The 14,787-nt window shown below is 67.3% G+C and carries 13 protein-coding genes; 9 read left to right on the top strand and 4 right to left on the bottom strand.

Annotated features, from left to right (window positions below; genetic code table 11):
- The first annotated feature begins 116 nt into the window (after positions 1-116).
- Positions 117-887: an SDR family NAD(P)-dependent oxidoreductase gene (locus ACJH5R_RS16315; protein WP_406782369.1), complete on the top strand. Its 771-nt coding sequence runs from the start codon at positions 117-119 to the stop codon at positions 885-887.
- A gap of 8 nt (positions 888-895) precedes the next feature.
- Here the strand turns inward: ACJH5R_RS16315 and ACJH5R_RS16310 are convergent, their stop codons facing one another.
- Genes ACJH5R_RS16310 through ACJH5R_RS16300 form a run of 3 tightly spaced genes read right to left on the bottom strand, consistent with a single transcriptional unit; the run spans position 896 to position 4,664 of the window.
- On the bottom strand, positions 896-1,684 hold the full coding sequence (locus ACJH5R_RS16310; protein ID WP_406782368.1) for a slipin family protein: 789 nt from the start codon (positions 1,682-1,684) through the stop codon (positions 896-898).
- Positions 1,681-2,328 carry a hypothetical protein gene (locus tag ACJH5R_RS16305; protein WP_406782367.1) on the bottom strand — a complete coding sequence of 216 codons (648 nt, stop codon included), beginning with the start codon at positions 2,326-2,328 and terminating at the stop codon, positions 1,681-1,683. Before ACJH5R_RS16305 ends, ACJH5R_RS16310 begins: the two co-directional genes overlap by 4 nt.
- Before the next feature lie 2 nt (positions 2,329-2,330).
- Positions 2,331-4,664, bottom strand: a complete 2,334-nt coding sequence (locus tag ACJH5R_RS16300; protein ID WP_406758139.1) for a nitric-oxide reductase large subunit — start codon at positions 4,662-4,664, stop codon at positions 2,331-2,333.
- Between the two features lie 163 nt (positions 4,665-4,827).
- On the opposite strand from ACJH5R_RS16300, the gene ACJH5R_RS16295 reads away from it, so the two are divergent.
- From ACJH5R_RS16295 to secA, 4 genes are all read left to right on the top strand, one after another.
- The gene (locus ACJH5R_RS16295) at positions 4,828-5,502 is read left to right on the top strand and encodes a carboxymuconolactone decarboxylase family protein (protein WP_406782366.1); all 675 of its coding nucleotides are present in this window, start codon (positions 4,828-4,830) and stop codon (positions 5,500-5,502) included.
- A 41-nt stretch (positions 5,503-5,543) separates the two neighbouring features.
- Positions 5,544-6,191, top strand: a complete 648-nt coding sequence (locus ACJH5R_RS16290; RefSeq protein ID WP_406782365.1) for a ComF family protein — start codon at positions 5,544-5,546, stop codon at positions 6,189-6,191.
- Between the two features lie 120 nt (positions 6,192-6,311).
- The gene (gene hpf / locus ACJH5R_RS16285; protein WP_406758142.1) at positions 6,312-7,013 is read left to right on the top strand and encodes a ribosome hibernation-promoting factor, HPF/YfiA family; all 702 of its coding nucleotides are present in this window, start codon (positions 6,312-6,314) and stop codon (positions 7,011-7,013) included.
- A 110-nt stretch (positions 7,014-7,123) separates the two neighbouring features.
- A complete protein-coding gene (gene secA, locus ACJH5R_RS16280; protein ID WP_406758143.1) occupies positions 7,124-9,907 on the top strand; it encodes a preprotein translocase subunit SecA in 2,784 nt (927 codons plus the stop codon).
- 39 nt (positions 9,908-9,946) lie between these two features.
- Here the strand turns inward: secA and ACJH5R_RS16275 are convergent, their stop codons facing one another.
- Positions 9,947-10,480: an Rv3235 family protein gene (locus ACJH5R_RS16275; RefSeq protein WP_406758144.1), complete on the bottom strand. Its 534-nt coding sequence runs from the start codon at positions 10,478-10,480 to the stop codon at positions 9,947-9,949.
- Between the two features lie 204 nt (positions 10,481-10,684).
- Here ACJH5R_RS16275 and ACJH5R_RS16270 point away from each other — a divergent pair, with 204 nt between their 5' ends.
- From ACJH5R_RS16270 to ACJH5R_RS16255, 4 genes are all read left to right on the top strand, one after another.
- Positions 10,685-12,079, top strand: a complete 1,395-nt coding sequence (locus tag ACJH5R_RS16270; protein WP_406758145.1) for a WS/DGAT/MGAT family O-acyltransferase — start codon at positions 10,685-10,687, stop codon at positions 12,077-12,079.
- A complete protein-coding gene (ppk2, locus tag ACJH5R_RS16265) occupies positions 12,076-12,906 on the top strand; it encodes a polyphosphate kinase 2 (protein WP_406782364.1) in 831 nt (276 codons plus the stop codon). Before ACJH5R_RS16270 ends, ppk2 begins: the two co-directional genes overlap by 4 nt.
- 108 nt (positions 12,907-13,014) lie before the next feature.
- Positions 13,015-13,524: a DUF6912 family protein gene (locus ACJH5R_RS16260; protein WP_406782363.1), complete on the top strand. Its 510-nt coding sequence runs from the start codon at positions 13,015-13,017 to the stop codon at positions 13,522-13,524.
- Positions 13,525-13,570: 46 nt separating this feature from the next.
- Positions 13,571-14,716, top strand: coding sequence for a ferredoxin reductase (locus ACJH5R_RS16255; RefSeq protein ID WP_406782362.1), 1,146 nt, complete (start codon positions 13,571-13,573; stop codon positions 14,714-14,716).
- Positions 14,717-14,787: the final 71 nt, after the last annotated feature.

The raw sequence follows: 14,787 nt of genomic DNA, 5'->3' as shown, positions 1-14,787 counted from the left end.
CACGGTAGCGGCGACACCGGCGGATTCACAGGGCACAAAGCCCCGATCCGCGCACGGGTCGCTCATCGGGGGTGAACTACGCTTCATGCCACTCGGTCCGGACGTAGGAGAACGAAGTGGACGCCTCTGCCCTCAACGTGTTGTTCGACCTGACCGGACGCACCGCCATCGTGACCGGCGGCACTCGTGGCATCGGATTGTCGGTCGCGCATGGACTGGCCGCAGCCGGCGCCAACGTGGTGGTGGCCAGCCGCAAACCCGACGCCTGCGAGCAGGCCGCGGAGCAACTGCGCCAGGCCGGCGCGCAGGCCCTCGGTGTGCCCACCCACCTCGGTGAGGTCGATGCGATCCAGGCGCTGGTCGACGCCACGGTCGAGCGGTTCGGCGGGGTGGACATCGTCATCAACAACGCTGCCAACGCGCTCGCGCTGCCGTTGGGCGAGATCACCCCGGAGGCGTTGACCAAGTCGTTCGCGGTCAACCTGCAAGGACCGGTCTTCCTGGTTCAGGCGGCGCTGCCGCATCTTCGCAAGAGCGAGCACGCCGCAATCGTGAACGTGGTCTCGGCCGGCGCCTTCGTCTATTCGCCGGCGACATCGATGTACTCGGCAGCCAAGGCCGCCATGGTTTCCTTCACTCGGTCCATGGCCGCCGAGCTCGCATCCTCGCGGATCCGGGTCAACGCCATCGCCCCCGGGCCGGTCGATACGGACATGGTGCGCAACAACCCGCCGGAGTTCATCGCGGCGCTGCGGGGCGCCACCCTGCAGCAGCGCATTGCCGAACCCGACGAAATGGTCGGTCCGGTACTGCTTCTGGTCTCCGATGCGGGCAGCTACATCACCGGCCAGACCATCCACGCCGACGGTGGGATGGTGGCGCGGTAGAGCTTCGGCTACGTGTTGCGCTTGGCGGCGCGCAATGCCTCGGCCGCGCCGCCCAAAAACGGGGTGATGATGTCCACCGGTAGCGGGAACACCACGGTGGAGTTCTGGTCGGCCCCGAGTTCCAAAAGGGTTTGCAGGTAACGCAGTTGCAGTGATGCCGGATTCTGCGAAAGCCGCTCGGCGGCCTGGCTGAGTTCCTCGGAAGCCTGTAGCTCGCCGCGGGCGTTGATCACCTTCGCCCGGCGCTCGCGTTCGGCCTCGGCCTCGCGGGCCATCGCCCGTTGCATCGACTCGGGGATCTCCACGTCCTTGATCTCGACCACCCGCACCTGCACGCCCCACGGCTCGGTCTGCTTGTCGATGATCGTGCGCAGGTCGGCGTTGAGGTCGTCGCGGTGTGCCAGCAACGTGTCCAGATCGGCTCGGCCCAACAACGAACGCAGCGTGGTCTGGGCGATCTGCGAGGTGGCCACGGCGTAGTTCTCCACCTCCATGATCGCCTTGAGCGGGTCGGTGACCTGGAACATCACTACGGCGTTCACTCGGGCCGGAACGTTGTCGCGGGTGATCACCTCCTGCGGGGGGATGGTCAGGGTCACCACCCGCTGATCGACCCGAATCATTTTGTCCACCAAGGGGAACAGCACCTTCAGTCCCGGCTGGTAGAGCGGGCGGGCGTGGCCCATCCGAAACACCACGCCGCGTTCGTACTCGCGCACCACATTCAGCGCGAAATATGCCAGCACGGCCAGTGCCACGGCGGCCAATACCAGCGCGGTGATCAGTCCCTCACTCACTTGAGCTGCTGCCTCCTGCTCGACGCGTCGTCGGAAAAGCTGCCCCACCGGGTGGAGTACCGGTCGATCGCGTCCTCGACCTTCAACGCCTGATCTTCGGCGACCGATCGGTGCGGCCGGTCGTCGGGTGCGTTACTCGGGGTGTTCCACAGGTGACGTAGCAGGGGAAAACTGCCGGCTGCCACCACGGCGATCGTCGCGGTCAACACCAGCACATCGGCGGTCGAGTGGTTCACGAAAAGCGTCGCCGCCGGCAGGATGATCCCGAAGCCTGCTACCGCACAGGCGATGCCGCGGTGAAACCGACCGGTTTCCGAGTGCGGCCACGGGTCCACCGCCCGGCTGATCTCTCTGCCGTGGGGCGAGGTGGTGCAGGTCTGCTTGACCGGGCAGGCGTTGCAGATCGACGGCGTGGCCCGGTACCGCATCACGCGGTTGTCCGGGTCGAACGAGGTGGGCCAGAGCCACTGATCCTGCGGGCACTTCCACGCGTCATGGTCGTCGTGGTAGACGAACTTGCCGGTGCGCCACTGCGCGGCGCGTTCGGAGGTCCGCTGGGCCATCCGGTCGAAGCCCCAGGCGAAAGCCAGCAACAGCAGTGCGTAGCCGGCAACCAGCCACACCCACGTCGCCGGACCGGTCATGCTCAGCCCTTGCCTGCAGCCACGGAGTCTGCCGGGACCTCGACGTAGAGCGGGTTCTCGGGCAACTCGTCGACCGTCTCACCGGAGCGGAAGTTGCGCAGCGCAATCCAGGCGATCCACACGAAGGGCACCACGCCGGCAAGAATCAGGATCGCATCACCGGGCAGGCGCATCCATTCCAGCAGTGCGTTGCCGGGCTGGGTGATGTAGCCCAGCGAGCGCGCCTCGAAGTAGCCGGCGTTGACCGAGTGGAACAACTGCAGCACGCCCAGCGGCAGCAGGGTGACGAACACCATCCACGCGAGTCCGATGTTCATGCCCCAGAACGAGATCCGGGCCAGCTTGTTCGGCCACTTGTCGGCCGGGATCACGTAGCGGAAGGCGAACATCGCCAGCGCCACCGCGAGCATGCCGTAGACCCCGAACATCGCGGCGTGCGCGTGGTTGGCGGTCAGTGCGGTGCCGATCTCGTAGTAGGACACCACCGGCAGGTTGATCAGGAATCCGAAGATGCCTGCGCCCAGGAAGTTCCAGAACCCGACCGCGACCAGGAACATCACCGCCCAGCGGGCCGGGAAGTTGTTCTGCTCACCGGCTTCCTGACGAGCACCCAGCTGCAGGAAGGCCCAGGCCTCCACGGTCAGGAAGGTCAGCGGGATGACTTCGGCGGCGGAGAAGAACGCGCCCAAGGCCATGTGTTCCACCGGTGTGCCGGAGAAGTACAGGTGGTGCATGGTGCCGATCACGCCGCCGGCGGAGTACAAGATGATGTCGAGGAAGATGACCAGCAGCGCGACGCGTTCGCGCACCACTCCGAGCTGAACGAAGATGTAGGCCACCATCGCGGTGGTGAACAGCTCCAGGAAGTCCTCGACCCACAGGTGCACCATCCAGAACCGCCAGAAGTCGGCGACCGAGAAGTGCGTCTCGCTGCCGGCCAGCAGGCTGGCCGCGTAGAACGTCGGGATGGCCAGCCCGGTGAAGAAGAACATCCAGGGCAGGTTCATCTTCGAGGTGGTGGCCAGCTTCGCGCGCATGCCACGCCAGATGATGACGATCCACAAGAACAGGCCGACGATCAGCAGCACCTGGAACAGTCGCGGCAGGTCCAGGAACTCCCACTGCTGGGAGAACACGGTGCCGGGCTTGATCACCCCGAAGATCGACAGCGCTTCGAAGATCAGCGAACCGAAGACCACCACGGCCAGCGCGCCGAGCAGTCCGTACACCAGGACCGACTGCTTGCCGGGTTCGCGGCGGGTGATGAAGGGCACCAGGAAGATTCCGCCGGCTAGGAACGCCGCCGCGGTCCAGAACAGTGACAGTTGCAGGTGCCAGGTTCGGGCCAGGTTGTAGGGGAGGATCTTCGCGAGGTCGATCCCGTAGAACTCCGACAGATCCGCTCGATAGTGCTCGACTGCGCCGCCGAGCAGGACTTGGGCCAGGAACAGCACGGCGACAACGGCGAAGATCCAGATCGCGGCGCGCTGCGAGCGGGTCAGCGGCACCTCGCCGGGCTGGCGGAAGTGCAGCTTGGTCATCTCGGTGCCGTGCCAGCCGATGTTCTGGCTCCAGCGACCGTAGACGGTGAACATGATGCCGATGCCGCCCAACAGCATGATCAGCGACAGCACCGACCAGACCACCACCGATCCGGTGGGCCCGTTGTCGACGCGGGGCTCCGAGGGCCAGTTGTTGGTGTAGCTGTAGTTGTGGCCGGGCCGATCGGCGGCCGCCGCCCACGCGGTCCAGGCGAAGAACGAGGTCAGATCGCGGATCTCGCCGGGGTCGGTGATCATGTGCGGCAGCAGGCCGTACTTGGTGGAGGCTTCGCCGAAGTAGGCGGCGTAGTGCTCCTCGATGTCGTTGAACGCCTGGACCTGTTTGTCGGTGAACACCAGTGTCTTGGTGTCGGCGTTGTAGCGGTTGGTCCGGAACTCGGTGACCACCTCGTCGTGCGGGTTCGTCACGCCTTGGGCCTTGAACTGATCGGTGACGTCTTCGGTGGCCAGCCGCAGGTATTCGGCGGTGTAGTCCGGGCCCAGGTAGGCGCCGTGTCCCAGCACCGAGCCGTACTGCATGAGGCCGCGGGCCTGGTAGAGCTGTTGGCCGCGGGTGATGTCGGCACCGGAGAACAGCTCCTGGCCGGATTCGGTAACGACCTTGTCCGGCATCGGCATTGACGCCGTGTACGTGCGGTAGGCCAGGATGCCCATCACCAGGAAACCGAAGATCATGACCAGGGCCACGCCCTGGGCCCAGCCCTTGCCGACCAGCGCTTCGGCGCGGCCGGATTCGGTGGTGGGCGCGCCCACCTGTGTCGCATCGGTGCTCATGGACGGACGCTAACAGTATCGAGGATGAAAATTCGCGAAACTGTTAGTGCCCTCACGAATTTGGGGTCTGGCGTTAGTTTCTCTGTGGACTAAATGCCCCTTGACGCCGAGGTACGACATACCGTAGTAGCGGTCCGCTGTGCGGGCCGGAAAGGACACCGCCATGCCCCGACTCCGCGAGATCCCGCGCGCCGAAGTGACCGACGAGCAGATCCTGTTCTTCTACGACCGGCTGTTCGGCGCGGGCGTAGATCCCCTGGACCCCCTAGACGCCGATGCACCTGCGACGGCTCCGGGCAGCCACCGCACCATCCACGGGACACCGGGGGACTGGTGGACGGTGTTCGCGCAGGCGCCGCAGGTGTTCTCCCATGCCGTGCGCGGTTTCGCCCTGTATCGCAACGCCTCGCTGGACCCGTTGTTGCGCGAACTCGGTCAGGCTCGGGCCGGTTATGCGCGCGGCAGCCAGTTCGTCTTCTCCCAGCACTGCAAGCAGATGCGTTCGCTGGGCATGTCCGAGGAGAAGATCGCCGCGTTGCCGTCCTGGCAGGTCAGTGACGCCTTCTCCGGGCTCGAGCGCGCGGTCCTGGCCTACACGGATGCCCTGGTCTACGACGGCGGGCGGGTGTCCGACGAGATCTTCGCGGTGCTGCAGGCGAACCTGTCCGACCGCGAGATCATGGAGTTGACCTACATCACCTGCATGTATGACATGCACGCCACCATCTGTCGTGCGCTGAAGCTGGAGTTCGACGACCGCCCGGAGCTGATCGTGGAGGTCCAGGCACCCGAGGGGGCCGCGGTGGCCGACCTGTCGGCCGACCTGGCGGGCGACTAGGACCGGACCAGTTGTCACACCCCGGGGGAAGCATCAGCTTTGTGCTTGACGCGGTGCTTCCCCTGCAGTGCGGGGGCTGCAGTGCGCCCGGGACCCGATGGTGCGCCGCCTGCGCTGCGCAGCTGGCCGTCGGGCCGGACGAACCGCGGGTGATCGCCCCGCGGCTGGATCCGCAGGTGCCGGTGTTCGCACTGGGCTGCTACGCCGGGGCCCGCCGGCAGGCGATTGTCGCGGTCAAGGAACGCGGACGCAGCGACCTCATCGTTCCGCTGGCGGCGGCGATGGAGGCCGCGCTGCGGCGGCTGCTGTGCTGGCAGATGGTGGGCCTGCCGCTGACGATCATCCCGGCGCCCACCCGGCGCAGCGCTGCCCGGCGGCGCGGGGGCGATCCGATCGCGCGGATCGCCGCGGCGGCGGCGGGCGGCCATCACGGGATGGCGGTGGTGCCGGCGCTGCGGATGCGGGCACTGACCCGCGACTCGGTCGGCCTGGGCAGCGGCGCCCGAGAGCGCAACATCGCCGGCCGAGTACTGCTGCGCCGGCGTGGGCTGGCGGACTTCCCCGCAGCGGGTGATGTCCTGATCGTCGACGACGTCGTGACCACCGGTGCCACCCTGGCCGAGTCGGTGCGGGTGCTGCGTCACGCCCGGGTGAGGGTTTGCGCCGCGCTTGTGATCGCATCGGTATGAGACGGGTGTCAAATGGGTGCGCCAAACCGGTGGCAGTTATCCGGCGGCATGGCTACGGTCGTCATCAAGGGCCGGGGGACCTTGAGAGAACGTGGTCGAGACGACAGGAGAGTGTCGAGCATGGCAAATCAATTTGTGGAAACCAGCGCGGCGTCAGTCGACGTGGACGAGCGACCCGATCAGTCGGGCGCGGAGATCGTGGTCAAGGGCCGTAACGTCGAGATTCCAGACCATTTCCGGGTTTACGTCGCGCAGAAGCTGGCCCGCGTAGAGCGGTTGGACCGCTCGATTCGCCTGTTCGACGTCGAACTCAAGCACGCCAATAATCGACGCCAGCGAAAATCCTGCCAGCAGATCGACATCACCGCGCACGGCCGCGGCCCGGTGGTCCGCGGGGAGGCCCGCGCCGACAGTTTCTATGCCGCGTTCGAGGCCGCGATCGACCGACTGGAGAGCCGGTTGCGCCGCGACAAGGGCCGCCGCAACGTCTCCTACGGCGACAAGACTCCACAGTCGGTGGCCGAGGCCACCGGTGTCACCAACTTGGACCCGGAGTTCCTCGCCGGCGCATTCAACCGGGACGGCACCGCCGAACCCGACCACCGCGAAGCGGTCGGGCACAGCGACGGCCACGAGCATGAGCCTGGCCAGGTGGTGCGCACCAAGGAACACACCGCGACGCCCATGTCGGTCGACGACGCGCTCTACGAGATGGAGCTCGTCGGCCACGATTTCTTCCTGTTCCAGGACAAGGAGACCGACCAGGCGTCGGTGGTCTACCGTCGGCACGCCTACGACTACGGCTTGATCCGTCTGGTCTGAGGCCGCCGCCTTCTGGGAGCTGCGTTGGCGGCGCGTTACCGCCCTTGGCAACGGTGTCACCTACCATGGGTGACGCTCGTAATGCCGAAGACTGAGTAGGGGACATAGCCGTGCTGTCCAAGTTGCTGCGTTTTGGTGAAGGCCGCATGGTCAAACGGCTCCGAAAGGTAGCGGACTACATCGACACCCTCTCCGGGGACGTCGAGGCGCTCACCGACGCGGAGTTGCGCGCCAAGACCGACGAGTTCCGCCAGCGGCACGCCGACGGCGAGTCCCTCGACGACCTGCTGCCCGAGGCATTCGCGGTGGCCCGCGAGGCGGCGTGGCGGGTGCTGACCCAGCGGCCGTTCCACGTGCAGCTGATGGGTGGCGCGGCGCTGCACTACGGCAACGTCGCGGAGATGAAGACCGGTGAGGGCAAGACCCTGACTTGTGTGCTCCCGGCCTACCTCAACGCGATCTCCGGCAAAGGCGTCCACGTCGTCACCGTCAACGACTACCTGGCCAAGCGCGACAGTGAGTGGATGGGCCGCGTGCACCGGTTCCTCGGCCTGGAGGTCGGGGTGATCTTGTCGCAGATGACCCCGGACGAGCGGCGCGTCGCCTACAACGCCGACGTCACCTACGGCACCAATAACGAGTTCGGCTTCGACTACCTGCGCGACAACATGGCGCATTCGCTCGAACAGCTGGTGCAGCGCCCGCACAATTTCGCCATCGTCGACGAGGTCGACTCCATCCTGATCGACGAGGCCCGCACCCCGCTGATCATCTCCGGGCCGGCCGACGGCAGCTCCAACTGGTACTCCGAGTTCGCCCGGATCGTGCCGTTGATGGAGAAGGACGTCCACTACGAAGTGGACCTGCGCAAGCGCACCATCGGTGTGCACGAGCTCGGGGTGGAGTTCGTCGAGGACCAGCTCGGAATCGAGAACCTCTACGAGGCCGCCAACTCGCCGCTGGTCAGCTACCTCAACAACGCCCTCAAGGCCAAGGAGCTGTTCAACCGCGACAAGGACTACATCGTCCGCAACGGCGAGGTCTTCATCGTCGACGAGTTCACCGGCCGCGTGCTGGTGGGCCGGCGCTACAACGAGGGCATGCACCAGGCCATCGAGGCCAAGGAGCGGGTGGAGATCAAGGCCGAGAACCAGACCCTGGCCACCATCACCCTGCAGAACTACTTCCGCCTCTACGACAAGCTCGCCGGCATGACCGGTACCGCCGAGACCGAGGCTGCCGAGCTGCACGAGATCTACAAGCTGGGTGTGGTGCCGATCCCGACCAACAAGCCGATGGCGCGCCTGGACCAGATCGACCTCATCTACAAGACCGAGGAGGCCAAGTTCCTCGCGGTCGTCGACGATGTCGCCGAGCGCTACGAGATCGGCCAGCCGGTGCTGATCGGCACCACCAGCGTGGAGCGCTCGGAGTACCTGTCCAAGCAGCTGACCAAGCGTCGCGTCCCCCACAACGTCCTCAACGCCAAGCAGCATGAGCGCGAGGCGCACATCATCGCCGAGGCGGGCCGGCGTGGCGCGGTCACGGTGGCCACCAACATGGCCGGCCGCGGCACCGACATCGTGCTCGGCGGCAACGTCGACTTCCTGGCCGACCAGCGGCTGCGGAACCAGGGTCTGGACCCGGTGGAGACCCCGGATGAGTACGAGGCCGCCTGGGACGAAGCGCTCAACGCGATCAAGGCGGAGGCGGCCGCCGAGGCCGAGGAAGTGATCGAGGCCGGCGGCCTGTACGTGCTGGGCACCGAGCGCCACGAGTCGCGCCGTATCGACAATCAGCTGCGCGGCCGCTCCGGCCGCCAAGGGGACCCGGGCGAATCGCGGTTCTACCTGTCGCTGGGTGACGAGTTGATGCGACGGTTCAACGGTGCGGCGCTGGAGTCGCTGCTGACCCGGTTGAACCTGCCCGACGACGTGCCGATCGAGGCCAAGATGGTCACCCGGGCGATCAAGAGCGCCCAGACCCAGGTCGAGCAGCAGAACTTCGAGATCCGCAAGAACGTCCTCAAGTACGACGAGGTGATGAACCAGCAGCGCAAGGTGATCTACGCCGAGCGCCGCCGCATCCTCGACGGGGAGAACCTGGCCGAGCAGGCCCACGACATGCTCGTCGACGTGATCACCGCCTACGTCGACGGTGCCACCGCCGAGGGCTACGCGGAGGACTGGGACCTCGAGCAGCTGTGGACGGCGCTGAAGACCCTGTACCCGGTGGGGATCGACTATCACGAACTGCTGCACGCCGACGACATCGGCGAGGCCGATGATCTGACTCGCGAAGAACTGCTCGCGGCGCTGCTTGCCGACGCCGAGAACTCCTACGCGGCGCGTGAGGCCCAGGTCGACGAGACTGCTGGGGCCGGCGCCATGCGAGAGCTGGAACGCGGTGTGCTGCTGAGCGTTCTCGACCGCAAGTGGCGCGAGCACCTCTACGAGATGGACTACCTCAAGGAGGGCATCGGCCTGCGGGCGATGGCGCAGCGTGACCCACTGGTCGAATACCAGCGAGAAGGCTTCGACATGTTCCGCGGCATGCTGGACGGGCTCAAGGAGGAGTCGGTCGGCTTCCTGTTCAACGTCGCCGTCGAGGCCGTCCCGAAGCAGACGGTGGCGCCGGTGGACGCCCCCGAGGGGCTGGCAGAGTTCGGGTTGCGCGCCAAGGGAATCGACGGCGCCAACGGTGCTGACGGCGCCGACGGTACGGCGGGGCTGACCTATTCGGGTCCCGACGAGGACGGCTCAGCGCAGGTGCGCGGGGGCCGCGACCTGCAACCGGCTGGAGCAAACAACCCCCAGTCTCGCCGGGAGCGCCGCGAGGCGGCCCGCCGCGAAGGCCGGGGGCCCCGGTTGCCGAAGGTGCCCCGCAAGAGCTGAGGTTTGCGCGCTCAGCCGATGGCGCCGATCCGTCCCCCGCTAGCCGATGTGCAGCGCGACGATCTGCCAGGCTGGGCCGTTTCCGGTCCGTGGGATGGACTCGACGCGGCAGGCCAGCGCATGCGTGCGCCGCCCGCGCCGGTAGGTGCCGAAAACCTCCACCGCGCTGGCCGGTTCGCCCGAGCCCGCCGGTTGCACCCGCACCCGCTGCAGGATGGCCGGCTCAACCCGGCCCGCCTGCGTGGCCAGGCGGGCCGACACCACTGAGTCGGCCAATCCGGCGGCAAGCAGCGGATGCAGATGCCTCGACGGCCGGCGCCCGTCCACCACTTCCAGGACCCGGCGCAGCGCCGCGTCGGCGAACACCGCTGCCGACTGCAGCGCGGCCGGTAAGACGTTGCGCGTGGGTCGATCGGGCCGTGTTCGCGGGGGATGCCAGTGGCGGGGTCGGGCCGACGGCGAGGATGCGGGAGGGTGCGCGGGCCGACACGGCATGGTCGGGCGGGCAGGCGGTTCGTAGTCGAGCATCGGCGCGACGGCCGAGCGCGGCAGTGGGGTCGGATCGGTGGGCACGGCAGCTCTCCAGGGTCGGTCCGGGGTGGCGGGCCTGCTGGAGAGTGGCAGGGCGTGTGCGGCGATCATCGCACAATCGCGGCTGCCGCGTATCCGCGTGCGCCGGCGCCCAGCGGCGGGCTACCGTGAGCGGCAGTGTTTTTCTCCGATCCGGGACTGGTGCGGTGCCCGGCCGGATCGAGCCAGAAAGGAGGACGGGCCACGATGGTGAACCGGCTATCGGCGTCGGAAGCCTCTTTCTATCGGCTGGAGAACACGACGACGCCGATGTACGTGCAGTCGCTGTTCATTCTGCGTAACCCGCGGGGCGGCTTGAGCTACGACAAACTGCTGGAGACCGTCGAGCAACGGCTGCCACAGATCCCGCGCTATCGGCAGAAGATTCGCGAAGTCACCATGAGCCTGGCCCGCCCGGTGTGGGTGGACGACCACGAGTTCGACATCACCTACCACGTAAGGCATCTCGCGGTGCCGTCTCCTGGCAGTGATCGACAGCTGCACGAGCTGATCGCCCGATTGGGGCAACAACCGCTGGATCGCGCCCGTCCGCTGTGGGCGACCTATCTGATCGAGGGGTTGGCCGACAACCGGATCGCCATCTACATCAAGTCGCACCAGGCGCTGGTCCACGGCATGGCGGCCCCGGCGATGGGGCACGTCCTGGTCGACCGGACCCAGCGCCCACCGCCGTTCGATGAGGATATCTGGGTGCCGCGCGACGAGCCCGGCGCCGTCGAGCTGGTGCTCGGTGCGGTCGGGGACTGGGTGGCGGCTCCGCGCACCCAACTGCAGGCGGTCGGGTCGACGGTCGGCAGCCCGCTGACCTGGGCGGGCCGCAAGGCGTTCGATGCGGCTCGCGCCATCGCACGCGGCGCGGCCCCGCGCAGCCCGCTCAACACCCAGGTCTCGCAGAACCGCTTGTTCACGGTGGCTCGCGGTTCGCTGGAGGATTATCGAACGGTACGGGCCCGTTACGGCTGCGCCATCAACGACGTGGTGCTCGCCGTGGTCACCGGGGCGTTGCGGAACTGGCTGCTGGCCCGCGGCGAGCCGGTCGGGTCGACGCGCACGGTACGGGCGCTGGCACCGTTGTCGGTGTACCCGGACCACGAATTCGACTCTGCGGGCCAACCTATCGGTGCGGTCACGCCGTTCCTGGTCGACCTTCCTGTCGGAGAACCGAATCCGGTAGTCCGGCTCTCCCAGATTGCCTACGCCACCGAATCGCATCCCACCTCGACCGGGCTGGTGGACGCCCGCACCATCTTGACCGTGGCGGGCTTCGCCCCGCCGACCCTGCACGCGATGGGCGTTCGGGTCGCGACCGCGTTCGCCGGGTTCTCCGGGCGGGTGTTCAACCTGCTGATCACCAATGCGCCGGGCGCGCAGCGACAGCTCTACGTCTGCGGCGCGAAGCTGCTCGAGACCTACAGTGTGCCCCCGTTGTTGCCGAACAAGGCGTTGACGATCGGGGTGACGTCCTACAACGGCACGCTCTATTTCGGGGTGAATGCCGACCGCAAGGCGATGAGTGACGTAGGAATGGTCTCGGCACTACTGGATGAGGCGCTGGCCGAACTGCTGGAGGCAGCACAGTGAGCGAGGACGAATTCGAAGCCGCTAAGCGGCGGCTCGCCGATGACGTGTACGAAAAGGAATTGCTGCGTCTGCAAAGCGAATTCGTCAAACTCCAGGAATGGGTCCGCGATACCGGCACCCGGGTGGTGGTGCTCTTCGAGGGCCGTGATGCCGCAGGCAAGGGCGGCGTCATCAAGCGCATCACCGAATACCTGAGCCCGCGTACCGTGCGGATCGCGGCACTTCCGGCCCCCACCGAGCGCGAACGGGGGGAGTGGTACTTCCAGCGCTACGTCGCGCACTTGCCGGCGCGCGGTGAGATCACGCTCTTCGACCGATCCTGGTACAACCGGGCCGGGGTGGAGAAGGTGATGGGATTTTGTACGCCCGAGGAGCACGCGCAGTTCCTGAAGCAGGCCCCGGTCTTCGAGCAGCTATTGATCGACGACGGAATCCTGTTGCGCAAGTACTGGTTCTCGGTCTCGCAGGCAGAGCAGCTGCGCCGGTTCCGTAAGCGGCGCAACGACCCGCTGCGGCAGTGGAAGTTGTCGCCGATGGATCTTGAGGCGCTGCACCGCTGGGAGGACTACTCCCGGGCCCGCGACGAGATGATGGCCCGCACCGATACGGCGTCCAGCCCCTGGTATGTGGTCGAGTCTGAGGTGAAGACCCACGCGCGGTTGAACATGATGTCGCACCTGTTGGAGTCCATTCCGTATCGCGAGGTGGAGCACCAGCGGGTGGACTTGCCGAAGAAGCCCATCGTCACCGGCTTTTACGAGCGGCCCGACCGCAGCCTCTATCGCTATGTGGACGACTACGCCGCCACGCTGCTGGGCGACGCGTGACCCGCAGCGCCCGGCTTCGCCGCGCTCGCGATCGCGGCTGGGCCTGATGGCCGCGACCCGCAGCGCCCGGCTTCGCCGCGCTCGCGATCGCGGCTAAGGTCTGGTCACATGCGGGTATACATCCCGGCGACGCTGGCCATGCTGGCCCAACTGGTTGCCGACGGTTCATTGCGTCCGGTCAGCGGGACCGCGTTCGCGGTAACCCCGGCGCTGCGGGAGGCCTACGCCCACGGCGACGACGACGAACTGGCCGAGGTCGCGCTGGGGGAGGCGGCGCTGGCCTCGCTGCGGTTGCTCGGTGGTGCGGACGCCGATTCGGCCGGCGAGAAGCTGCCCACGCGCCGGGCGGTGCTGGTCGCCGAGGTCGAGGGGGCTGCCGCCCGCCCCGATCTGGATACCGCCGTGGTGCGGCTGGCCGGGCTGGTCGCAATCACCGACGTGGTCGCGGCGTATGTGGACAACGCTGCCGCCGAGCCGGCTGTGCTCGCGGCAATGGCGGTGATCGACGACGCCGACCTCGGCGACGAGGACGCCGAGCTGACCGTCGGCGACGCCCAGGACCACGACCTGGCCTGGTATGCCACCCAGGAGCTGCCGTTCCTGCTCGACCTGCTCTGACCTCGCGCGGCTGGCGCCTCGCGCAAGTTACGGTACCGTAGGTTTAGTGAGCAAGAAGCATTCGGCGATCGTCGCCCACATCGGTGACACCAAGCGGCCGACCGCCGTGGGGGCCGACCGTCACCCGGTCTGGAATGCGGTGCGCCGCATCGCAACACAGATCACCACCCCGCTGTTGCCAGACGACTATCTGCGATTGGCCAACCCGTTGTGGTCGGCCCGGGAACTGCGTGGACGGGTGGTGGAGGTCCGGCGCGAGACCGGGGATTCGGCAACGCTGGTCATCAGGCCCGGCTGGGGGTTCCAATTCGACTACCGGGCCGGCCAGTACATCGGCATCGGGCTGCTGGTCGACGGTCGATGGCGTTGGCGTTCTTACTCGCTGACCTCGCCGCCGGTGACCGGTTCTCGCACCATTTCCATCACCGTCAAGGCGATGCCGGAAGGTTTCCTGTCCAGCCACCTGGTGGACGGCGTCGCTCCGGGGACCGTGGTCCGGCTGGCCGCCCCGCAGGGGGAGTTCGTATTGCCCGACCCGGCGCCGGCCACGGTGCTGTTCGTCACCGCCGGCTCCGGGATCACGCCGGTCATGGCGATGTTGCGCTCGCTGGCTCGGCGCGGCGCCATCGCCGACGTCGTCCACCTGCATTCGGCGCCCACGGCAGCCGACACGCTGTTCGCCGATGAGTTGGCCGCTTTGGCACGCGACCATCCCGGCTACCGGCTGCTGCTGCGCACCACTCGCGACCAGGGCCGGCTGGAGCTGCGGGGACCCGAAACCCTGGACGCCGAGGTGCCCGACTGGCGTGAGCGCCAGACCTGGGCGTGCGGGCCGGCGGCGATGCTCGGCGACGCCGAACGCGTCTGGGCCGCTGCGGGGATCGCCGACCACTTGCATGTCGAGCGGTTCGCGGTGGCGCGTACCGCGACGGCCGAGGGCGGGGGCATGGTGACCTTCGCGGCCAGCGGCAAGAGCGTTGCGGCGGATGCGGCAACGACGCTGCTCGAGGCCGGCGAGAGCGCCGGGGTTCTGATGCCGTTCGGGTGTCGGATGGGCATCTGCCAGTCATGCGTGGTGACGCTGGTGGCGGGACAGGCGCGTGATCTGCGCAGCGGTGCCGACCACGAGCCGGGGACCCGTGTGCAGACCTGTGTCAGCACGGCCGCCGGCGATTGCGAGCTCGACGTCTAATGATTACCCGCTGGTAACCTACGGAGTCGTAGGTTACGATAGCGTAGGTGCAGACGGTAATGCGTTTCCGA

The organism is Mycobacterium sp. SMC-19 (assembly GCF_045310815.1).
Taxonomy (GTDB): domain Bacteria; phylum Actinomycetota; class Actinomycetes; order Mycobacteriales; family Mycobacteriaceae; genus Mycobacterium.
Note: the sequence above shows the minus strand (reverse complement) of the source record. Positions and strands in the feature narration are given on the sequence as shown.

Excerpts from the sequence above, each read along its gene's own strand:
- ACJH5R_RS16295 (WP_406782366.1), top strand. The coding sequence starts at position 4,828 with ATGCCCCGACTCCGCGAGATCCCGCGCGCCGAAGTGACCGACGAGCAG.
- ACJH5R_RS16305 (WP_406782367.1), bottom strand. The coding sequence starts at position 2,328 with ATGACCGGTCCGGCGACGTGGGTGTGGCTGGTTGCCGGCTACGCACTG.
- ACJH5R_RS16300 (WP_406758139.1), bottom strand. The coding sequence starts at position 4,664 with ATGAGCACCGATGCGACACAGGTGGGCGCGCCCACCACCGAATCCGGC.
- hpf (WP_406758142.1), top strand. The coding sequence starts at position 6,312 with ATGGCAAATCAATTTGTGGAAACCAGCGCGGCGTCAGTCGACGTGGAC.
- ACJH5R_RS16270 (WP_406758145.1), top strand. The coding sequence starts at position 10,685 with ATGGTGAACCGGCTATCGGCGTCGGAAGCCTCTTTCTATCGGCTGGAG.
- ACJH5R_RS16260 (WP_406782363.1), top strand. The coding sequence starts at position 13,015 with ATGCGGGTATACATCCCGGCGACGCTGGCCATGCTGGCCCAACTGGTT.